This is a genomic window from Streptomyces sp. BE20 (genome assembly GCF_036322525.1).
Classification (GTDB): Bacteria; Actinomycetota; Actinomycetes; order Streptomycetales; family Streptomycetaceae; genus Kitasatospora.
The window spans coordinates 13459-34615 of the sequence record NZ_JAQYWW010000687.1 but is presented as its reverse complement, the minus strand read 5'-3'; the positions used below and the strand labels follow the sequence as shown (position 1 = coordinate 34615).

General features: G+C 73.6%; 14 protein-coding genes. 6 read left to right on the top strand and 8 right to left on the bottom strand.

Annotated elements, in window-relative coordinates; genetic code table 11:
* The first annotated feature begins 597 nt into the window (after positions 1–597).
* Entirely contained in the window at positions 598–1065 is a 468-nt protein-coding gene (locus PUR61_RS15560) for a DUF4262 domain-containing protein (RefSeq protein WP_329879442.1), read from the top strand.
* A gap of 133 nt (positions 1066–1198) precedes the next feature.
* Positions 1199–2521, top strand: coding sequence for a glycoside hydrolase family 18 protein (locus PUR61_RS15555; protein ID WP_329879441.1), 1323 nt, complete (start codon positions 1199–1201; stop codon positions 2519–2521).
* 646 nt (positions 2522–3167) lie between these two features.
* On the opposite strand, the gene PUR61_RS15550 is transcribed toward PUR61_RS15555, so the two are convergent.
* Both PUR61_RS15550 and PUR61_RS15545 read right to left on the bottom strand, forming a co-directional pair.
* Positions 3168–3314, bottom strand: a complete 147-nt coding sequence (locus PUR61_RS15550) for a hypothetical protein (protein WP_329879440.1) — start codon at positions 3312–3314, stop codon at positions 3168–3170.
* A gap of 4 nt (positions 3315–3318) precedes the next feature.
* Positions 3319–4230: a S41 family peptidase gene (locus PUR61_RS15545; RefSeq protein WP_329879439.1), complete on the bottom strand. Its 912-nt coding sequence runs from the start codon at positions 4228–4230 to the stop codon at positions 3319–3321.
* Between the two features lie 58 nt (positions 4231–4288).
* Between PUR61_RS15545 and PUR61_RS15540 the strand changes: the two genes are divergently transcribed.
* Positions 4289–4795, top strand: coding sequence for an ArsR/SmtB family transcription factor (locus tag PUR61_RS15540; RefSeq protein ID WP_329879438.1), 507 nt, complete (start codon positions 4289–4291; stop codon positions 4793–4795).
* Here the strand turns inward: PUR61_RS15540 and PUR61_RS15535 are convergent.
* Genes PUR61_RS15535 through PUR61_RS15525 form a run of 3 tightly spaced genes read right to left on the bottom strand, consistent with a single transcriptional unit; the run spans position 4774 to position 7384 of the window.
* Complete coding sequence (locus PUR61_RS15535; protein ID WP_329879437.1) at positions 4774–4911, bottom strand: hypothetical protein; 138 nt, start codon at positions 4909–4911, stop codon at positions 4774–4776. The two genes, PUR61_RS15540 and PUR61_RS15535, sit on opposite strands and share 22 nt — an antisense overlap.
* Before the next feature lie 32 nt (positions 4912–4943).
* Positions 4944–6638 (bottom strand): hypothetical protein, encoded by a 1695-nt coding sequence (locus tag PUR61_RS15530; protein WP_329879436.1) that lies wholly within the window; start codon positions 6636–6638, stop codon positions 4944–4946.
* The gene (locus PUR61_RS15525) at positions 6635–7384 is read right to left on the bottom strand and encodes an ABC transporter ATP-binding protein (protein ID WP_329879435.1); all 750 of its coding nucleotides are present in this window, start codon (positions 7382–7384) and stop codon (positions 6635–6637) included. Before PUR61_RS15525 ends, PUR61_RS15530 begins: the two co-directional genes overlap by 4 nt.
* A gap of 369 nt (positions 7385–7753) precedes the next feature.
* Here PUR61_RS15525 and PUR61_RS15520 point away from each other — a divergent pair, with 369 nt between their 5' ends.
* The gene (locus PUR61_RS15520) at positions 7754–8449 is read left to right on the top strand and encodes an alpha/beta fold hydrolase (protein ID WP_329879434.1); all 696 of its coding nucleotides are present in this window, start codon (positions 7754–7756) and stop codon (positions 8447–8449) included.
* A gap of 218 nt (positions 8450–8667) precedes the next feature.
* Here the strand turns inward: PUR61_RS15520 and PUR61_RS15515 are convergent, their stop codons facing one another.
* Positions 8668–9933, bottom strand: coding sequence for a hypothetical protein (locus tag PUR61_RS15515; protein ID WP_329879433.1), 1266 nt, complete (start codon positions 9931–9933; stop codon positions 8668–8670).
* A 172-nt stretch (positions 9934–10105) separates the two neighbouring features.
* On the opposite strand from PUR61_RS15515, the gene PUR61_RS15510 reads away from it, so the two are divergent.
* The gene (locus PUR61_RS15510; RefSeq protein ID WP_329879432.1) at positions 10106–11065 is read left to right on the top strand and encodes a LysR family transcriptional regulator; all 960 of its coding nucleotides are present in this window, start codon (positions 10106–10108) and stop codon (positions 11063–11065) included.
* A 412-nt stretch (positions 11066–11477) separates the two neighbouring features.
* Here the strand turns inward: PUR61_RS15510 and PUR61_RS15505 are convergent, their stop codons facing one another.
* Positions 11478–11843, bottom strand: a complete 366-nt coding sequence (locus PUR61_RS15505) for a hypothetical protein (protein WP_329879431.1) — start codon at positions 11841–11843, stop codon at positions 11478–11480.
* 397 nt (positions 11844–12240) lie between these two features.
* Here PUR61_RS15505 and PUR61_RS15500 point away from each other — a divergent pair, with 397 nt between their 5' ends.
* Positions 12241–14724, top strand: a complete 2484-nt coding sequence (locus PUR61_RS15500) for a M60 family metallopeptidase (protein ID WP_329879430.1) — start codon at positions 12241–12243, stop codon at positions 14722–14724.
* A 79-nt stretch (positions 14725–14803) separates the two neighbouring features.
* Here PUR61_RS15500 and PUR61_RS15495 read toward each other — a convergent pair whose 3' ends face one another.
* Complete coding sequence (locus tag PUR61_RS15495) at positions 14804–20755, bottom strand: DNRLRE domain-containing protein (protein WP_329879429.1); 5952 nt, start codon at positions 20753–20755, stop codon at positions 14804–14806.
* Positions 20756–21157: the final 402 nt, after the last annotated feature.

The window sequence follows — 21157 nt, the reverse complement described above, 5'->3', positions numbered from 1 at the left end:
GCGGCGCCGACCACCGCCCTGCGGGCGGGTCGGCGCCGCCGGCACCACCAACTGGAACAACTCCCACAACTCGTCCGGCACCAGACGCTCCACGATCGTCACCGGACCAGCCTACAAGCCCAAATGAGACGTCTTCTTAGGCCGCCGCCGGCCAGGCAACGGAAGTCCAGGCGGGTCGGCGTGAGCCCGGCGTCGGCGACGGCATCGATCTGGGCGCGGAACTCCAGTTCGACCTCATCGAGCCGAGCCGGGCCTGGCCTGGCCTGGCCTGGCCGAGCAGGGTCGCCCGGCCGACAGGTGTCGGCGGGAACAGGTCGCCCGCAGGGTCCAGCGGTGAGGCCACGCGTTCCTTGGCGATCAACGGCTCCCACGGGAGGCCGGGCTTCTCGCACACCAGCGTGAGATGGATCCCGAACGGGATCTGCGGCCGTCGGCGGAGCAGTTCCATACATCGTGATCAGCCGCATCCTGATCTGCTTGGATACCCAGGTGACCGACCTCGCCGCGACTCCCCCGTGCCCCTGTGTGCTCTGTGACCCCGCCGCCTCCGCGACCTTCCGCGCACGGCGGCGGCGCGCGAAGCGCTGGGCTTCCGAGATGGCGCACGTACGCGAGCACGGCTGCCACGTGGTCGGCGTGGGTGGCGGAGGTGAAGTCCCCGACTGGGCCTTCACCGTCGGCCTGTGGCATTCCTACCGGGTCCCGGAGGTCGCCATGTTCGGTCTGGAACCGGACGGCCTGATGCACTGGGTCGGCAGTGCCGCCGTCCGGGTTCGCGACGGGGCATCGACGGAGCCCGGCACGCTGCTCCCGAACGTCATCGAGGGCTACCGGCTCCGATGCCAACCGGTGGATCCCAGTTGGCACTATCCACTGCTCGGTACGTTCGTCGGCTTCTACCGACAGACCCCGGTCCCCGTCGTCCAGTTGCTCTGGCCCGACCGGGAACACCGCTGGCCCTCGGACGAGCAGGCCAGCCCCGGCTGCCGTGCGCAGCCCGACCTGCGACTTCCCGTCGACGAGCACCCCGAAGGGGTCTGGACCCGGGAAGCTGCCCGATTCTGACACTCCACCAGTTCCTCAGCGGGCCGGGCCACTTCGTGTGGCCCGGCCTCTTGTGTGCGCGCCCCGGCATGGACTAGATCTCTTCTCACGATTGGTACAGACCATCTGACCCCACGCAGACAAGGCCACCAGTATGTTCAGACGCACCTCCGCGTTCCTGGCGACGGCTCTGTTCGCCTCGCTCGTCGCCGCCCCCGCGACCGCTCACGCCGATGACGACGACAGCCGCCGGCTGCCCGGCCACCGGGTGGCCTACTTCACCGCGTGGAGCGCCTACAGCGGCTTCTCCCCCAAGAAGGTCCAGGACTCGGGCCAGGCCGCGAAGCTGACCGTGATCAACTACGCCTTCGGCAACATCTCCCCCGAGGGCACCTGCTTCGCGGACAACCTGGCCGACCAGGCCGACGCCTGGGTCGACTACCAGCGCCCGATCGGCGCGGCCGACTCGGTGGACGGCGTCGCCGACACCTGGGACCAGCCGCTGAAGGGCAGCTTCAACCAGCTGCGGAAGCTGAAGGCGAAGAACCCCCACCTGAAGGCCGTCATCTCGATCGGCGGCTGGGGCTGGTCCAAGTACTTCTCGGACGTGGCCGCCACCGACGCGGCGCGCAAGAAGTTCGTGGCCTCCTGCGTCGACCTCTACATCAAGGGCAACCTGCCGCAGCTGGGCTCGTCGGAGGGCGGCCCGGGCAGCGGCGCGGGCGTCTTCGACGGCATCGACCTCGACTGGGAGCACCCGGGCGGCGACGGTCTGCCGGACAACTCGGTGCGCCCCGAGGACGGCCGCAACTTCACCCTGCTGCTGGCCGAGTTCCGGCGGCAGCTGGACGCGGTGCGCGACGGCGGGCGGGGGCGCCACCTGCTGACGGCCGCCGTCGCCGCCAACACCGACGTCGCGGACCGGCTGGAGCTGAGGAAGGTCGCCCGCCAGGTGGACTACCTGAACCTGATGACCTACACCATGCACGGCTCCTGGGAGCCGCAGGGCCCGACCAACCACCAGGCGAACCTCTACACCGACCCGGCCGACCCCTCCGGCACCAGCGACAGCTACAGCGCGGACCGGGTGGTGCAGCACTACCTCGCCGGCGGCCTGCCGGCCCGCAAGGCGGTGCTCGGGGTGCCGTCCTGGGGCTACGGCTGGACGGGAGTGCCCGCCGGGACGAAGAACGGCCTCTACCAGCCCGCCACCGGCATGTCCCCGCTCGGCGGCGGCCAGCTGCCCTACAAGGCCATCAAGGACCTGCCGGGCACCGTGCACACCGACCGCGAGTACGGCGCGGCCTGGAAGTACGACGGCACCGAGTTCTGGACGTACGACAACCCGGCCACCGCCACCCAGAAGGCCCGCTACACCCGGCGGAACGGTCTCGGCGGCGTGATGGTCTGGTCCCTGGACGGGGACGACGCCCAGGGCTCGCTGATCGCCGCGCTGGACCGCGGTCTGCGGCGCTGACCTGCGGTGATGACCCGGCGGCGGGCGGGGCGACCCGGCCGCCGCCGGGTGCGGCGGCCGAATACGCAGGCCACCTGCCCATGACACATGCTGCACCGCCGACAACGCCTTGATTCTCATCGGCCTGTGGCGACCGTCCGACTACCGCCGTCTTGATCTCGTCCAGGGTGGAGCCCGGGCGGCCGAGAAGGCGTCGCCGGCCTCGGTGTCCGCCAGGCCGCCAGGCCGCCAGGCCCAGTGTGGTGCCGTCCACCGCGACCAACTGCCGGCGCCGGTACCAGGCACCCGCCGTCCCGGGCACCGCCACCGAACGGCACACCCGCGCGAACAGGACCTTCAACGGTTCCGGGCCCAGACGGCGACGGGCCCGACCGCTCGCGGCGGTTGTCGGCACCCGCCACACCCGCCGTCCGTCACCGAGTCCTCGCCCAACAGCCGCGCGACCTCCTCGTGGCCCTGCCCGAGGAACAGGCACATCGCCGGCCGCCGGCCCTTCGCGCATCCAGAGCGCGGCCCTGCGCCGTCGTCAGCTGCGTGCTGCTCATTTCGCCAAGGGCCGGAGACATTCGCCGAGGACCGGAGACAGTGGGCTTCCCGAGTGTCCCCGTACCGGACTGCTGTCCCGTCCGGCCGCGGCCGGCGTATGTCAGCTCGCGAGGACGGCCTGCGTGAGTTCCTGAGTGGTGACCATGCCGTCCCCGTCCTTGTCGGCCCGCGCCGCTACGCCCTCGAAGTAGTCCCTGGCCGTCTGCGCGTACGAGCCCGGCTGCGAGGCGAGAGAGGCGGGAGGCACAGGCCTAGATCAGGCGCGCCACGGCCAGGGTCAGCGCGCGGTCGAGCGCCGCCTCGGCGTCGCACGGCACGTCGGGCCGGACGCCGGTGCCCTCCCAGTTGGTGCCCGAGACCGGGTTGACCGCGCGGGCGATGGGCACGCTGAGCTCCAGGTGCGGGTGCACCGTCCAGCCCTCGCGCGGGTGCGCGCCGCCCCGGGTGGCCTCCCCGACCACCTCGGCGCGCCCGAGCTGCTGCAGGTCGTAGGCGAGCTCCTCGCCCGCGGAGAAGGTGCGTCCGCTCGTCAGCACGTAGAGCGGCTTGTCGCCGCCGAAGCGGGCACCCGGTACGAACGGGGGCGTCCAGGACTGCTCGGCCACCTCCCCCTGCCGCGAGACCATGGTGTTGAGCTTGGTCCGGCCGTCGAGCAGGTAGCCGCAGACGAAGGCGACCGTGTTCGGATCGCCACCGACGTTGCCGCGCAGGTCGAGGATGAGGGCGCGGGCGGGTGCCACCAGTGAGAGCGCCGCGGCCAGCGGCTGCGCCGTCCAGTCCAGCGGGAACAGCAGGGGTGCGATCTCCAGCACCGCGACGCCCCCGTCGAGGAGCTCCACACGCGGAACACCGCCCAGGGAGGCGTCGAACTGCCTCCGCATCGCGGCGAGTGCCGCCGCTCCCTGCTCGGGCGGCACCGGCACGGCGTGGTGCTTGAGGGCCAGGTGCAGGTCACCGTTGACGGACCGCAGGTCCGCGGTGACCGCTTCGGCCAACTCCTCCGCGGATTCGATCCGGTACGATCCCTCGGCGCTGCGGCTCCGCAGCAGGGCCGCCAGTTCCCGGGCGACATCGGGGAAGACGTAGTTCTCGCCGACGAGCTCGGCGACGGACTCGACAACGGTGGCGGCGTCCAACGCAGTGGGCGTTGTGGTGGAGGTCATGACAGGGAGTAGACCAGCCGACTTGCCAAAGCGTCAACCGTCCTTAACGCTTGATCTCGTGAGCCACCAACCGGACGAAGACGTACAGCGGATCAGCACGCCCCTGCAGCACGCGGCGCTCGCCCACCCCCTGCGCCAGCGCCTGCTCTTCGCCCTCAGCGGCCGGCCGTCGACGATCAGCCGCCTCGCCGCGCAACTGGGAGTGAACAAGGGCAGCGTCTCCCACCACCTGAGGGTGCTGTCCGAGGCAGGGCTGGTCCAGGACGCGGGAACGCGACGGGTACGCGGCGGCACCGAGAAGTACTACCGGCGGACCGCCGAGCGGCTCCTCGTCGACGAACCGCAGGCCGAGGGCACGGCCGCGCTGTTCGGCGCCGTCGCCCAGGAGTTGGACCGCTCACCCGCCGACCACCTCCTGACACTGCGCCACCTCCGGCTCAGCCCGGCCAAGGCAGCCCGGCTCGCCGAGGCACTGGCCGGGCTGGTCGACGAGACGGAGGAGGACTCGGAGGACGAGCCGGTGCACGGAATCCTGGTGGCGCTCTACCAGCAGGCCGGGGCGTAGCCGGCCTGCTGGTAGAGCGAGGTGCGGAAGATCGGGGTGCGGTACGACCGGTCCTCGGCCCCGCAGAGCGGGAGCCTCGTCGACCGTCGGTCCCGGGCGGGTTCGACCTGGAGCACGGCCTCCGCCTGATCAGACAGAGCGTCCGGGTCTAGGGAGTGCTCTCCCCCGGGCGGGCCTTGCTCATCTTCGCGGCCCTGGCCTGCGCCCAGCGCAGCAGGAGGACGGCCACCACCACCGCCATCAGGGCCGCCTTGCCGACCTGTTCGACCGTCCCGCCGCGCAGGGCCGAGGAGAACATCGGCGTCAGCAACGCCACGCCCACGGCGGGCCCGGCGGCGTACCAGGCGGCGAACAGCAGCGGGCCCGTCCCGCCGCCCGCGCCCTGGGCCGGGGAGAACATCAGGTCCTTGCGCAGCACCCCGCGGCAGGCGTTCACCAGTCCCGCCGCGACCAGTGCCGGAGCGGCGGCCGGTGCGAGCCAGGCCGCCGGGCCGGTGCCCGCCGCCAGGAGCGCCGCGGCGCAGGCCAGCCCCAGCAGGAGCCCGGCCAGTGTCGGCACGATCGCATGGCGCAGCATCAGGCCGGCGAACGGGTACGGCGACCAGGAGGCCCGTCGGACGTCGTCGGTCTCGATGCGGGCCGGTTCCAGCAGCTGGGCGACGGCGAGGTAGCCGAACACCAGCGCCACGGCGGTGGCCAGCCAGGACAGCCCGCCCGTGGCGCCGTGCGCGAGGACGGCGCAGGACAGCGCGGGTACGACCAGGACCACCGCGCGGCCCAGCCGGGCAGGGGACCGGAGCAGTGCGAGGGTGTCCCGCCACGGCACCACCAGCCAGGCGCGGCTGGGCGGCGGCAGCCGGAGCCGGCGTTGGCGGGCGGCGCCGTTGGCGCTGTTCACCGCCAGCCGCGCGCTGCGCAGTTCGACGGTCCGGAGTGCGGCCAGTACGCCGGCGGCCGTCCTGGCCCGCTCGCGCAGGCGGGCCAGTGGCACGGTCGCGGCGGCCCGGTCGGCGAGCAGCAGGGCGGCGGCGGTCGAGACCAGCAGGAGCGCGGCGGCCACCCAGTTGCCCGCGACGGCGGCGGGGGTCGGTGCCAGGGCGGCGATCGCCGCCCAGCCCCAGGGTCCCGACCACAGTTCGACCAGTTCCAGCCAGCGCACCGGGTGACCGGCGACGGCCAGCGCGCTCTGTGCCGCCAGGGCGATGATCAGCAGTGTCAGGTACGGGGTGAGCCGGCGTACCCAGCGGGCGGCGCGGTCGCTGCGCTCCACCACCAGGGCGGTGCAGGTGGCCAGGAGCGGCACGCAGAGTCCCCCGAGCAGGCACCAGCCGAGTGCGGCCGGCAGGCCGACCCGCACGGTCAGCCCGAGCGCGACCATCCCGCCGACCGCCGCCACCAGGGCGGGGAACGCGGCCACGGCGCAGGACAGCCAGAACCAGGGCCGGAGTACGGGACGGGGCCGGACGGGGTGGATCAGCAGCCAGTCGGCCGCCGCCCGGGGCGGCACCACGGGGCCGCGCCACAGGCCGTCCCGGACCAGCAGCAGGAAGGCGGCCAGGCCGATCGCGGTGATCCCGGCGGGCATGGCGGCGAGGAGGTCGCTGCCGTGGCCGGTGTAGTCGGCGCCCATGGAGGCCTGGAGGAACAGTCCGAGGCTGGGTACGCCGCCCCAGATGATCAGGATGAGTACCACGCAGTAGACGGCGAAGCCGACCGACTTGGCGCGGTTGCGCCGGTGGGGGGTGCGCAGGGTGCGCAGCAGGGCGAGGGTCTCGTCGGTCCAGTCGTCGTCGTCCGTCCAGGGCTCGACGGCGGGGTCGGTTTCCGGGTGGGCGGTGGTCACCGGGCACCTGCCGAGCCTGCGGCGGTGCGGGCGGCGAACTCCGCGGCCAGGACCTTGCGGGTAGCGCCCTGCTTGAGGATCCTGCCGTCCTCCAGCACCAGCACCCGGTCGGCCACGTCCAGGGCCAGGTCGGTGTGGTGGGTGACGAGCAACACGGCGACGCCGTCGGCCAGTTCGGCCTTGAGGAGGTCGGCGAGGTGTCGGCGGGCGTCCGGGTCGAGCCGCTGCTCGGGCTCGTCCAGCAGCAGCAGATCGCGCGGGCGCACCAGCGCGCAGGCGAGGAGCAGGGCCTGCATCTGTCCGGAGGAGAGGGCCGAGGGGAGCGCGTCGGCCCGTTCGGTGAGCATCCGGTCGGCCAGGACCTGGGAGACCCAGTCGGGCGCGTCGGTGACCCCGTGCGCGACCGCGACCAGGAGCAGGTGTTCGCGGACGGTCAGGTCGGGGTAGCAGGCGACGGTGTCGCCGACCACCGCCACGCGGGCCCGGACCCGGGGGTCGTTCTCGTCCATCGGGATGCCGTCGAAGGTCACGGTGCCCTTGCTGGGTACGTCGCGGCCGGCCGCGACCCTGAGCAGGGTCGACTTGCCCGATCCGTTGTGCCCGAGCAGCGCCACGCACTCTCCGGCGGCGAGCGACAGGCTCACGGGGTGCAGCACCTCCCGCTCGCCGTACGAGCGGCTGACGCCGGTCAGCTGCAGCAGGGCCTTGCGGGCTGCGGCACGTGGTTCGGCGGCGTTGTTGGCCATGGAGGAGGGCGCCTTTCAACAGGGTGTCCGGTCACAGTACCGACCCTGCGACGGCCACCCGGGCGAGGGTGGTGTCGGCCTGGATCGGGGGGAGCCTCGCGCGCTCGGCCGGGGAGGGGGCGGCAGGACGCGGGGGGTGTCCGGCGGCATACCGGGGCGGGCGGCCGGGTGATCACTCGACGCAGTGGCGTGTCCCGTGGCCGCCGGGGTGGGACGAGGGGGCCGGCGTGCCCGGCCCTGGGGGCGCCGGCCGGTGAGGTCGCCGGTTCCGGCGCCGCGGTTCCGTGAACGATCTTCGGCTTCCCGGCGTCACAGTGGCCGCGTCCGCCGTTGATCGAAGGGCAGGTCGGAGCCGACGTGGAGGCAGCGATGAGGGTCGTGTTCGTGCATGGGGCATGTGTGCGGGACGGGTCGTGGTGGTGGCACCGCACGGCCGGGCTGCTGCAGGAGCGAGGGGTGCGGAGCGTCGCGCCGGCGCTGCCGAGCTGCGGCGAGGCGGGCGTGCCCGGGGGCGGAGGCGGTCCGGGGCTGGCCGAGGACGTCGCGGCGGTGCGGCAGGTGCTGCTGGACGGTGACGAACCCACCGTCGTGGTCGCCCACAGCTACGGGGGCATCGTCACCGCGGAGGCCGCCGCGGGTGTCGGATCGGTCCGCCACCTGGTGTTGATCTCCAGCTACCTGCCCGAGGTCGGGCAGAGCCTGTCGGAGTTCGGGGACGGCGGTCCCGCCCCGTACCTCGACGTCGATCCCGACGCCGGCACCTTCGGGGTCCGTCCCGAGCTGCTCGTGGACACGTTCCTGCAGGACTGCGGCCCGGACGTCCGGGCGCAGGCGGCGAACCACCTCGCCCGGCAGAGCCTGCGGGTGACCGGGCAGCCGGTCGGGGCGGCCGCGTGGCAGCAGGTGCCCTCGACGTACGTCGTCTGCGGCCGGGACCGGGGCACCCCGCCGCGCCTGCAGCGCGAGTTCGCCCGCCGGGCCGGCGGCGTCGTCGAGCTCGACGCCGGTCACCATCCGTTCCTGTCCCGGCCCGCCGCGGTGCGGGACCTACTGATGGGGCTGTGACGGCAGCGCCGGGACCGTGCGCGGAATCGCGGCCGGACGGCCGCCCGCGCCAGGGGTGCGGGCGGCCGCGGCCGCGCTACGGCGGGCGCCTGCGGCGGGGCTCAGGGCGGGGTCCCCGGACTGACCGGGCCGGTGGCGCCGGTCAGCAGGAGTTGACCCACTGGTGCGAGGCGATGTTGTCGTGCAGGGCCGCGCCACCGCCCGAGCCGTTGTAGGGCTCAGCAGGTGCCGACGCCGGGCAATTGGTTGCCGGGCGACTGGAGGTAGATGTTCGTCACGTAGCCTCCGTACTGCGGCAGGTACGCCCACCAGTCGTTGGTGTAGGGCGGAACGGAGACCGTCTCGCCCTGCTTCTGGCACGTCACCAGCACCTCGACACCGGCGGGCAGCACGGTGATCGCCGACTGGGAGGTGTTGGCCTGCGGCCGGACCCGGACGTTCTCGCCCCAGGTCCCGAACCAGGTGCCGGCCGGCTGGACGGCACCCGGGACGCTCAGCGAGCGGGTGAGCCGGCCGAGGTCGGTGTAGGCCTTGCCGTAGGTGGTGCCCACGGGGTGCGACGTGTAGACGGCCACGATGGTGCGGTCGCCCGTGCCGACGGTGCCGGTACTGTGCAGGACCGGCCGGGTGAGGTCCACCGCGAGGGTGCCCGCCTCACCCGCCTCGCGCACCTCCCGCACGTCGCCCGTCGTGCCCGTGCCGCCCGCCTCGCCCGCGGCGTCCGGCGTGTCGACGGACGCGACCGTCGGGGGGTGGGGCGGCTGCGGCGTGCAGCCGCCCGAGGAGAAGCCCGACCAGCCCTGCTTGACCGCCCAGGGCTGCGCGAACGATCCGGCGATCCCGAAGTGCTGGTCGAAGCCGTCCGTACCGCACCGGGTCGAGGCGTGGAGGTTCCCGAGCACGAAGTCCCGCACCGCCGCCGGGGCCTGCTCCAGCAGGTAGCGGTAGATCCGCACGGTGTCGGCCGCCGTGACGGCGGTGTAGCCCCAGACGCCCGCGCTGGTCGCGGGCGGGCGGGCGGTGTCCGTCAGCGCGAGCCGGGTGACCATCCGGTCGACGATCGCGCCGCCGCCGTTGTTCAGCCAGTAGTAGCTGGCCGCGTCGTCGTCGCTGCTGCGCAGCATGGCCTCCAGCCGCGCGCGGTCGGCGGAGGGGATGTCGTAGGTGGGTCCCCGGTTCCACAGGTAGTCGAGGGCGATCAGCAGTTTGACCACCGAGGCGGAACGGAACTGGGTGGAGGAGTTGAGCTGTTCGGTGAAGGTGCCGGTCTGACGGTCGTAGACGGCGACGCCGGCGGTGACGCCGGGCGGCACCTGGACGGAGGTGACGGCCTCCGCGTGGACGGGAGGCCCACCGGCGGGCCGTCCGGCGGCGCCGACGGCCCCGGCCGCCGTCGGCGCCGAGACGGCCGTGAGACAGGCTCCGGCCAGGAGAAGGGCAAAGGTGGTGCGCGCGCCGGATCGACGCGACTGCGTACGAGACATGACGGACTCCGCGAACTCGCCGTAGGAACTGCCCGGTTGGGGCCTGTGCCCGCGCACCCGGCCGGCGGTGGCCGGCCCGGTCGGCGGATTGGTCCAGACATTTCCACAGTCGGGCGAACATGTCAGCACGCATGATCATGCAGAAAAATAGTTCGTTGATAGATTGACTGTCATGGACGCAGCACAGGGTCCCCTGCGGACCTCCCGACCGGACGGTACGCCGGCAGGGCCGAGCATCCACCAACTCCGGCTCTTCCTCGCCCTCAGCGCGGAACTCCACTTCGGCCGCACCGCGGCCCGCCTCTTCATCACCCAGTCCGCCCTCAGCCGGCAGATCCGCGATCTCGAACGGCGGCTCGGCGTCAGACTGCTGGAGCGCACCAACCGCGCGGTCGCGCTCAGCGCCGCGGGCCGGGCCCTCCTCCCGGAGATCCGGGCCGCCGTCGACGCGGCCGACCGGCTGAGACTGGCCGCCCAGGCCCAACTGAGACACGCCGGAGCGGAGTTGATCGTCGGCATGACCGGCGCCCAGGCCTCCCAGCCGCACACCGCCGCCGTCCTCCGGGCCCTGCGGCGGCACTGCCCCGGCATCACCACGAAGATCACCGCACTCGACTTCGCGCACCAGGGCACAGCCCTGATCGAGGGCTCGGTCGACGTGGCGTTCCTGCGCCCGCCCACGGCGGACGGCATCGAAGTCCACCTGCTGGCCGCCGAACCGCGCGTCGCCTGCCTGCCCGCCCGGGACCCGCTGGCCACCCGCCCCGCCGTCCCGCTCGACCTGCTCGCCGGCCGGCCGGTGGTCGCCACCCCGCCGCAGGCGCCACGGGCGTGGCGCCGGTTCTGGGCGGTCGACCCCCGGCCCGACGGCTCCCCCGTCCGCTACGGGCCGGTCGCCTCCGACATCGAGACCCTGCTGCACGCCGTCGCGGAAGGCGAGGGGGTGGCGTTCCTGCCCGCCTCCGTCCGCGAGCTGTACCCACGCGCCGGGGTGCGCTTCGTCGACGTCCCCGGGCTCCCGCCGACCCACTCGGCGCTGGCCTGGTCGGCCCGGCACCGCGACCGGCCCACCGTGGCGGCGGCCCGTCTGGCAGCGACGTTCGTCGGCCCCACCGACCCGCCACCGCCCTGACCGACCCGCCCGGGCGGCAGGACCCGGGGGGGGACGTCCCGCTGGCACCACCGGGATGAACTCCCCCGTCGAGGCGATCGCGCCTACTCCAGGGACGCGGCCGGCCGGGCGGCACGACCTACCCGGACGGGGCCGGAAATATCGGCACGACCGGCGAGAACCGCCCCATGGAGATGTTCTGGCTCAGCATCATCCACGTCAACCGACCGGACGCCAGGCTCCGGACGAACGCCGTTGACCCGACCCCCGTACCGAAACAGAGGGCCGGGTCGACGGCGGCGCGCCACCGCCCCGCCAGGCGAGTCCGCCCGCCGGAGCGGCACTGCGGTCGAACTCGGCGCCGGCCACCGCCCGTTCCCGGCCCGGCACACCCCTCACCAGGGGCCGCAGCATCCGGGCGCCCGGTGGTCTCCTACTTCCGGATGCCGTAGATCCACACGCTGCCGACCGTCTCGCGGGTGGTCAGGGTGACACGGTCCGTGCCAGGACCGCCGTCGGTGATGACGATGCACATCGGAGTGCCGAGCACGGTGCGGGCCTCGACCTTGGTGATCGTGTAGCCCGGGTACGACCCGCTGAAGCTGCCCCCGATCCCGACGACCTGAGCGACAATCCCCGTGTTGATCAGGGCATCGCCGGGCTGACGGCTCCCTGCCTCGTTGCACGCCTTCAGCCGCAGCGTGGTGGCGTGGGCGGCGGGGGCCACCGAGGCCAGGGTGAGGAGCGAGAGGGCGGCCGCGGCCGCGAGGCAGGCACTCCGTGCGCGCGTAGTTGTCATGCGGCGACCGTCCGCCCGGGCCCGCCCCGCTGCAAGCCGGGCAGGCCGCCCGCTGCTCCGAACACCATGTCGGGCCTGGTGGGGCCCGTACTCCTCGCGAGCGTCGACGGCCCTTGCCCGTGCCCGGCGCTCCCCGCAGTGACCGCGGTCACGGCGGTCACGGCGGTCACGGCGGATCTTCCAGGGCATCCCGCGCAGGCCCGGACACGGGGTGCGCACGACCGGCCGTCGCGTCCACGGCCCGGCCCGGCCCGGCCCGTACGGCAGCCGATGGGGTGATCTTGCAGGTCATCGCCCTCGTGGTAGCAGCCGGTCGGCCTCGGTGCTGTGCGCATCCTGTGCGCACCCGGGACGCGCCGACGCTCCGGGCTCCCGACCACGAAGGTGATCCCGCCCGATGACCGAACACCGCCGCAGACCGTCCGGCCTGACCGCCACCGCCGTCTCCCTGGCCCTACTGCCCCTCCTCGCACCCTGCCCGACCGCACTGGCCCAACCGCGCGCGACACCCTCACGCGCGGCCGACCAGTGGTCGGAGCTGCGCGTTCTCGGGCAGTGCCTGACCGTCGAACAGACCCTCCAGACGCGCCTGCGTACCTGCACCTCGGAACTCGGCGAGCCCACCCCCGCCGGGCAGCAGTGGCGACTCGACCCCCAGGGCACCCTCCACAGCGCCGTCACGGGCGACCTCGCCCTCGGCCTCCAGCCCGGCAGCACCCCCTCCAGGGGGGCACCGACCGCGCCCGTCCCTGCCGTCGCCGCCACCGGTTCCTGGTCGTACGACGCGTCCGCCGGCAGCCTGACGTGGAAGGGCGGCCCGTACGTCCTGGACTTCAACGTCGGCGAGGACCGGGCCACGCTGTACACACCGGGAAGCGGCAGCAACCAGCGGTGGACGTTCAGCCCCGGCTACACCGCCGTCACCCCGGCCGCAGGAGATGCCGGCGAACTGAGAACCGGTGGGCGCTGTCTGACGCTCGCTCCGATCGTCACTCCCGACCGCTCGGTCTCGGTGGAGCCGTGCGCGTCGGTCGCCGGGAAGCCGACACCGCCGACCCAGCGGTGGACCGTCACCCCGGAGGGCCAGGTGCAGAGCTCCGCCGCGCCCTACCCGGTGCTCGACGTGCGCAACGGCCCCGGCTGGTACGCCAGCACCGTCGTCGCACGGCCCGTCAGCAACGGCACCGACCAGTCCCGCTGGCAGTACGCCGCGGACACGGGAACCCTGCGCTGGGCGGGCGACCCGACCCTCGCCCTCGACCACTACCGGAACAGCGGCTTCGCCGGGCTCTACCCGGCGAACGGCGGCGGCAATCAGACCTGGATCCGGTTCCCGGCCGCCGATCGGCCGGGAACCGCCCGGACCCAGGCCGCCCCCGGCGCCGCCTCCGCGACCGCCAAATCCCCCACCGGTGCCACCGTCCGCTGGACCGCCCCGCCCGGCCCCGCACCCGCCGGATACGCCGTCTACCGCGACGGCGGCCGGATCGCCGTCACCACCGACCGGCAGTACCGCGACGGCGGGCTCGGCCCCGGCGGGGTTCACCGCTACCGCATCACCGCGCTCTCCGCCGAGGGGGCCGAGTCCGCACCCGGCGCCGAAGCCGCGCTCACCGCCCCGGCCTGCCCCCGCGCCACCGGCCCCGACGGCCTCGACCCGTTCGTCCTGCCCCAGCCTGACCGCCCCTACACCGTCACCCTCACCGGGCTGCCCTCCGCCCAGGACGAGCGGCAGCGCCAGGACCTCGCCCAGCTGCCCTCCGACCTCCGGCCGACCGGCCTGTACCTGCCGCCCGGGGCGCAGCTCACCGCCACCGTCACCGGCACCGCCGGCACCGGCCGGCTGCGGGTCGTCGTCGGCCCGCCGGTCGGCTCCGGCCTCACCGCCGGCCGCCGCTACACCGCCGGACCGTCCGGGGCCACCCAGGTCCAGGACCACCGCGGCGGCATGGTCTACCTGGCCTTCGACGGCACCGCCGCCGACCGGACGACCGTCACCCTGACCGGCGACGTCCAGGCGGCCCCGGTCTTCGTCCTCGGCCGCACCACCGCGGCCGAGTGGCGCACCCAGCTCGCCGAACGCCCCACCCGTTACGCCGAGTTCGTCGCCGGACGGACCGTCGTCACCCTCACCCGCGACACCGCGGCCCGCTTCTCCTACAACTCACCGGAGACCGTGCTGCGCCACCTCGAATGTGCCCGGGGCATCGAGGACGCGGCTGCCGCCCTCGCCGCCCCCACCGCTGCCGACGCGACCGCCGCCCCCGGGCCCGACTCCCCGGGTGTCTTCCCGTTCCACTACACCGAGGTGGAACGCCGGGCCGGCGCGGCCTTCGCCACCGACGGCTACATGGGATTCAAGGACGACTCCGCCCCCTGGATCGCCGACGGCGCCGCCACCGGCTGGGGCATCTGGCACGAACAGGGCCACCACCGTCAGCAGCGCTCCGTCGAACCGTCCGAGGTGGTCGAGGTCTCGGTCAACATCTACTCGCTCGCCGTGGAGAAGGCGTTCGGCCGGCCCTCGCGCCTGGTCGCCGAGAAGGTCTACGACTCCGCGCTGCCCAAGGTCGGCACGAGCGGAGTCTCCTATGCGGACTCCTTCGACGCCTTCGAGAAGCTCGTCATGCTGCAGCAGCTGACACTCCAGTACGGCGAGAACTTCTGGCCCGGCGTCCAGAAGCTGGTCCGCTCCGCCCCGCCCCGGGGCACGGACCGCTGGGCCAACCTCGCCCTCGTCACCAGCAAGGTGGCGGCCCAGGACCTCACCGCCTTCTACCGGGCCTGGGGCGTCCCCCTCTCCGCCGCCGCCCAGCAGGACATCGCAGCCCTCCGCCTCCCTCCGGCCCCGAGCACCCTGAGCACCCGGCGGGAACCCTGACCCCTGTCCACCGTACGCCCGGCCCCCGGGTGGGTTCCGGGGGCCGGGCTTCGGGGTGGCGCGGTGTGGTGACCGATCGTCAGATCTGGTGGATGAAGCAGCCCATGGCCATGGCGGCGGCCTTCTGCTGCCAGGTGTAGCCGTAGCTGCGGGAGGCCCAGGCCCCGCGGCCGCACTTGATCAGGAAGGGCCTGGTCCAGGTCCAGGCCTTGCGGGCCCAGCCCCAGCTCCACTGTCCGTCGAGGTCGAAGCGGATGTTCGGATCCTGGGAGACGTAGTCGTAGGCGGTGGCGTTGCCGCCCTTGATCGGGTCGGTGGTCAGGAACCGGCCGAGCGCCGGGGCGTAGAGCCGCACACCCATCAGGACGGCCCCGGTGGGCGTCTCGGCCGAGCGCTGCTGGCCGCCGAGCCAGCCGTACCGGAGGGGGGCGGTGCCGGGGAGGCGGTTGCCGTACTCGTCGAAGGTCACGGCGGTCGGGGGCTTCGCCGGGTCGAGCGGCAGGGCGACCACGATGTCGCCGTGCAGGTTCGCGAGTTGGAGCACTACGCCGCCGGTCCTGGCCGTGGTGGCGCCGAGGCCGCTGGCGGGCGTGGTCACCTGGCGGGTGAGGTCGCCGGTGCCGGTGTCCTCGACGATCCAGGTGGGGTTGTCACAGGCGCATCCGTAGTGGTTGAGCCCGGTGCGTGCGGTGCTCCAACCGCTGCCGGGGTTGACCTCGGTGGTCCAGGCCCGCAGCCGCAGTGCCGGGTCCAGCGTCCACGTCTGGCGGTTGGTGGCGGTGCTCTGCTGCCGCACGAGGTCGTTGGCGAAGTAGGAGGTGGCGGCGCCGGGTTGCGTCGTGGTGCGGCCGAAGGCGTCGTAGCCGTAGCCGGGGTCGACCAGGCGGTCGGCGGAGTCGTAGGCGTGCTGCTCCGTGGTGCCGCCCGACGGCGTGCACTCGGCGCCGGGTGCGGCGCTCGCGGAGGTCCGGGCGGTGCGGTTGGTGTTGCGGTCGAAGGCGTAGGTCCTGGTGGTGCAGACGCCGTCGGCGGCCGAGGTCGTCCGGGTGAGGCGTCCGACGGTGTCGTAGCCGAAGGCCTGCTGGGAGGCGGAGCCGAAGGTCGCGGTGTGGGTGGCCCACTGGCCGTGGACGGTCGTGCCGTCACTGTCGCGGGTGTACGTGCGGTCGAAGAGGGTCCCGGTGGGGCTCTTGAGCTGGCGCATGGTGTAGCCGCCGGGGAGGCCGGTGCCGGTCACGGTGCCGTCGGCGTCGTAGCGGGCCGTGAAGGTGCCGGCCACCGAGTCGCCCACCGACGTGGCCAGGCCGCGCGGTTCGACGGCCGTGTCGTAGGTGTAGGTGGTGGTGGACGGTGCGGTGTCGGTGACGAGGGTCGGCCGGTCGAGCTTGTCGTACTGGGTGGTGGTGGTGCCCCCGTCGGCGTCGGTGTAGGCGGTGAGGCGGCCGAGGCGGTCGAAGACCGTGGTGACGGTGCCGGAGCCGGTGGTGGCCGTGGTGGTCTGGCGCCCGCTGGCGCTGTCGTAGCCGGTGGTGACGACGGGCACCTCCTGGCCGGGCCCGCTGACGGCGGACCGGGTCTGGCGTCCGGCCCCGTCGTAGCCGGTGGTCGTGGTCCGCTGGGCCCCGTTGGCCGTCTCGGTGGTGCTGGTGGTCTGGCCGTACCGGTTGTACTCGACCGTCTTCACGGGGAGTTGGACCGGGTTGGCTCCCCCGCCGGTGATGTCGGCGGCCGGTCCGACCGAGCAGACCTGGTCCGCCCACTCGGGCCGGCCGGCGCACGCTCCGGTGCCGTCCCCGGTGTAGTACGCGGTGACGGTGGTGCCCGCGTCGGTGCCGGTGGAGGCCGGCAGGCTCGCGCCGGTCACCCGTCCCTGGGCGTCGTACACGGTGGAGGTGGTGAGCCGGGCCCCGTCGGGGTCCTGGACGGTGGTGCTGGGCAGCCCCCTGGCCCAGTCGTAGCCGGTGGCCGTGACGCGGGCGTCGGCGAGCAGTGCGGTGTCGATGCGGGGCTGTCCGCCGCTGGTCTCCCGGGTGACCTGGTCGCGCACGGTGGCGGTGCCGTCGGTGGGCCGGCCGCCGTCGTACTCCTTCACCGTCCGCTGCCGCAGGGGCAGTTGGGTTCCGGCTTCGGCGACTACGGTCTGTCCTACCGTCAGTTTCCGTTCCAGCGTGCCGTAGTGGAGGGGGCCGAGGGTCTCCAGTTCGCGGCTGCCGTCGGCGCTGTAGGTCGTCGTGGTGGAGAGCAGGCCGGCGCGTTCGGCGCTGCCGAGGGCGGCGATCCCGAGGGACGAGAGGGTCGAACGGTCCTGGTCGGTGATGCCCAGGGCCAGCGCGCGGTTGGCCGCGGTCAGCCGGCGGACGGTGTTGCCGAAGGCGTCGTGTTCGGTGACCGTGAGGGCTCCGCCCGGCCGTGCGGTGTCGGTCTCCTGGCCGGAGGCGTCCAGGTAGTACAGGTCGGCGCGGCCGTAGCCGTTCGCCGGGAGCTGTGTTCCGGCGTTGGCGGCGGGGGTCTGGTCGGGCGGGAAGACGGCGGTGGCGTCCGTGGGCGTCTCCCGCTGGCCCCAGGAGGCGGTGGCGGTGTGGCCGAGGTCGTACGGTGCGCCGTTGCCGGTGACCGGTACGTCGTAGACGAGGGTGGTGGTGGCGGTGCCGTTGACCTGGTCGGCGGAGCCGGGGGCCAGGGTCGGACGCGAGGCGGTGAGCAGCATGCCGTCCCCGGCGGCCGGGGAGCCGCCGACGCGCCCGTAGCCGAAGGTCCAGGGAAGTTCGCCGGGCGGGGTGAGGGTGGTGACGCGGCCGGCCGTGTCGTAGTCGTAGGCGGTCGGCACCGCGGGGGCGATCCTCGGGTCCCAGGTCTGGCGCAGCCGGCCGTTGCCGTCGTAGGCGTAGCGGCTGACGTCGACGGCGGTGGCGGCGCCCGCGCCGGGTTCGGTGGACCATAGGCGGATCGCGGTGACCTGTCCGGCGACGTCGCCGAGGGTGGTGGCGGTCGCGGTGGTGGTCGGGGCGTAGACGAATTCCAGGACGCGGCACCCGCGGGTGGCCGGGTCGTCCGCGCAGGCCGTCGAGGCCGCGGCGCTGGTCGGGCTGATCACCCGTTGCGGCCGGGTGAGGATCCGCCCGTCGGGTCCGGTGACGTTCTGGGAGACGATCGTGCTGGTCGTGTTGTCGAGGCCGCGGGTCGACGAGCGGGTGAGGGCCCAGGCGGCCGCGGCGGGGTCGGTGCGTGCGAAGTCCGCGGTGCCGCCGTCGGTGTCCGTGAGGGTGAAGCCTGCGGCGAACGAGCCGGTCAGGGTGAGTTGCGCGGCGCCGGGTTCGGCGATCCAGCCGGTGGCCGCCTCGTCGGCGGTGAAGTGCAGGTTCGTGCCGTCGAGCCGCAGGACGTCCAGGGAGGTGGCCGAGGTGCGGTTGATCGCGGTGTAGCCGGAGTCCTTCCGGCCGGTGGAGGTGCCGGAGAGCCACTCCTTCCCGAAGATCGCGGCCTGTCCTGCCTGGGCGCCGCCTTCCTGGGGGTTACGGGAGGAGGCGGTGCGGGTGATCGCCGTCCCGAAGAAGGCGGTGTCGGTGCGGCTGAGGCTGTAGTTGCCGGTGAGGAGGTTGACCTCCCCGGGGCCGACGGGGACGGTGGCGGCGCCGTCGGCGGTGTGGTCGACGATCGCCTTGAGGGGGTCGCTGGAGGCCCTGGCGCCGGCGGGGCCGGTGAAGTCGGCCTTCAGCTGCACCGTGCCGTCGGGGCTGACGGTCGTCGCGGCGTCCCAGGCCAGCTGCGGGCTCCGGCCGGCGCTGAGGGCGACCGGCCAGGCGGTCAGCGGGGTGCCGGCCGCGCTCACGTGGCCGGGCGGGACGGGTGCCCAGGCGTCGGCGTCCGAGCGTCGCCAGGAGAAGGTCACGGCGTCGTAGCGTGAGGCGTCGGCCTCGGCCTGGAGGGGCAGCCGTGCCGCGGTGCGCCGGCCGTCGGACGGCCTGGTGACGCCGCCGGCGCCGACGTGGAACTCGTACGCGAGGGGTTCCGACCGGTTGTCGGCCCGGTCGACGCTGCGGACCTGAAGGGTGTTGGTGCCGCCGCGGGTCGGGGTGGCGAGCACGGCGACCGGCGTGGTGGTGCCGTCGGTGGCGATGCGCGTCCAGGTGGTGCCGTCGAGGGTCCACTCCAGCCAGCGGTGGTCGCCCTGCGGGGGTGTGACGGTGAACGTGCCGCTCTGGCCGACTCCCTTCACCCAGGAGGCCGAGGGGTAGTCCGTCGAGGTCACGGCGCCCGGCGCGGAGGGTGCCCGGGTGTCGACCGTGAAGGTGCGCCAGGGCGACCAGGAGAGGTTGTAGTGGGTTCCGTCGTACGGGTTGCTGCGGAACCGGTAGGTCCGGCCGTCCTGGAGGAGGCCGGGAGGAACGGTGGCCGACAGCGGCTGTCCGCTGGCGCCCCACGGGGACACCAGGTACTCGCCGACCTGCTGGTCGGTGGCCGCGTCCACGATCTGGAAGGTGCCGTTGATCCGGTCGTTGTTCGAGTCCGTGTAGGTGTCGCGCAGGACGGGGGTCAGGGTGTTGACGGTGTAGACGCCGTTGTCGGCGAAGAAGGGCGGGCCGGCCTGTTGGTCGGTGCCGGTCCGGGGGCGGTAGTTGAACGTCACCGAGAGCTTCGGGATCTGACCGGCGGCGGCGTTGCCGGAGTAGAACTTCTTCCAGGACCCGGTGTCGGCCTCGTTGGCGGCGCGCAGGCCGAGGCCCTGGCGGCCCACCGAGGTCTGGCCCGCCCAGTACTGCAGCAGGGGGGTGACGTCGGCGTTCACGTAGGCACCATTGGCGCAGTTCTGTCCGCGGGTCTCGGTGGACGTCGCGTACTTCTTCAGCCAGGCCGGCTGGTTGGTCCAACGGCTGCCGGTCGTCGCGGTGTTGGTGTCCCATACCTCCCAGGCGACGGGCTTCGCGCAGTCCCAGGAGTGGAAGTTGTAGAGGGACAGGGTGGCCTTGGAGACCAGGGCGTCCTTGATGGGCGCCATGTCCCAGCTGATGAAGGAGCGGGCGATGCGCGGTTTGGTCCGCGCGGCGTCCGCCCAGTCGCCCGGCCAGCCGAGCTTCAGTTCGGTGGCGCTCGACGCGTCGACGGTCTCGCCCTGCTGGACCCAGGTGTCGAAGACGTCGGAGAGCACGGTGTCCGACGGGTCGACCGTCACGGGGTACGCGGTCGCCGGGTCGGCGAGGAACGCGGCGTCGGGGCTGAGGCGCAGTTCGATGGTGTCGCCGGACTGCACGACCTTCAGGCCCACCGGTGCCCGGTGGGTGTGCTCACCGGAGTTCCTGTCGACCGTCGCGTCCCACATGACCGGGGCCGGCATCGAGGCGAGTTCGCGTCCGGTGGCGGCCTCGGTGAACGTCACGCCGCCGTCGTCGTTCTGGCGCGCGTTGACTCCGGGCGCCTTCAGCGGCAGCGTGTAGTCGGCCGGGCCCGCGGGTCGCTTCTTGAGGATCACGGACTGCTCGTAGCCGGTGCGGGTGGCGTCGATGACCAGGTCCGCACCGGGCAGCACGTCCGGATAGGTGGCCCGGGCGCCTTCCACCCGGGGTGCGGGCAGCCCGCCCCGCCACTGCATGGCGACGTTCCGACCGCCGGCGGTGAGACTGAGGAGGTCCTGGACGGGGGCGCCGGCGGCCTCGGCGAACGAGCCGGCCCGCCTGCCCTTCGTCTCCCCCGCCAGGGCCAGTCCGCGCGGGTGGGCCTTCGAGGCGACGGAGCCGTCGGGGCGCTTGGCGAAGGTGACGTCGACGTCCGCCCAGCCGCCGTCCGGGCGGCGCATCCGGACCGGCCCCGCCGCGACCTCCAGGGTGACGCTGCCGTCGGGGTTCGCCCAGGTCGTGGAGGAGTCGGTGCGTTCGGCCGGCACCTCGACGGGCTTCCCCTGCAACCGGGCCGTGAGCCGGGCGGAGGCCAGGTCACCGGTCGGTTGCTGCGTCGCGGCCGGCTGTCGGGGGCTGTGCGGGGCCTCGGACGGGGGTCGGGCGGAGGCGTCCTGCACGCCGAGGAGCACGCCCGCCACCAGGGCGGCCGAGACGGTGGCCGCCGTCCACCGGCGGCGTCGTGCACGTGTACGGGACCAGGAGGGCAGGCTCCCGGCGGTTGTCGGAGACGATGACACAGGCACACTCCAGGGGTGATCGCGGGAAACGGAGCACGGTCCTTCGGTACGCAGGTCCTTCGGTACGCAGGTGCTTCAGCGCGGTGCTTCGGTACGCAGGTGCTTCGGTACGCAGGTGCTTCGGTCGCACGCGGCGGTCCGCCCTGCGGAGTCGGCCACCGGGCACGGGGGCACGTCTCGACGGCCGCCCGGGTCGGACGGCGCTCTCGGTCGGAGCTCCGTTCCTCGCGCTGTCGCAGCGGGCCGCTCCGCCGGTGCGAGAGGAGCGGTCGGGCACTGTCTGCGCAGTTCGAGTCACACTCA

Coding starts and splice junctions, on each gene's coding strand:
- PUR61_RS15560 (WP_329879442.1), top strand. CDS start 598: ATGGCGCACGTACGCGAGCACGGCTGCCACGTGGTCGGCGTGGGTGGC.
- PUR61_RS15555 (WP_329879441.1), top strand. CDS start 1,199: ATGTTCAGACGCACCTCCGCGTTCCTGGCGACGGCTCTGTTCGCCTCG.
- PUR61_RS15545 (WP_329879439.1), bottom strand. CDS start 4,230: ATGACCTCCACCACAACGCCCACTGCGTTGGACGCCGCCACCGTTGTC.
- PUR61_RS15525 (WP_329879435.1), bottom strand. CDS start 7,384: ATGGCCAACAACGCCGCCGAACCACGTGCCGCAGCCCGCAAGGCCCTG.
- PUR61_RS15520 (WP_329879434.1), top strand. CDS start 7,754: ATGAGGGTCGTGTTCGTGCATGGGGCATGTGTGCGGGACGGGTCGTGG.
- PUR61_RS15515 (WP_329879433.1), bottom strand. CDS start 9,933: ATGTCTCGTACGCAGTCGCGTCGATCCGGCGCGCGCACCACCTTTGCC.
- PUR61_RS15510 (WP_329879432.1), top strand. CDS start 10,106: ATGGACGCAGCACAGGGTCCCCTGCGGACCTCCCGACCGGACGGTACG.
- PUR61_RS15505 (WP_329879431.1), bottom strand. CDS start 11,843: ATGACAACTACGCGCGCACGGAGTGCCTGCCTCGCGGCCGCGGCCGCC.
- PUR61_RS15500 (WP_329879430.1), top strand. CDS start 12,241: ATGACCGAACACCGCCGCAGACCGTCCGGCCTGACCGCCACCGCCGTC.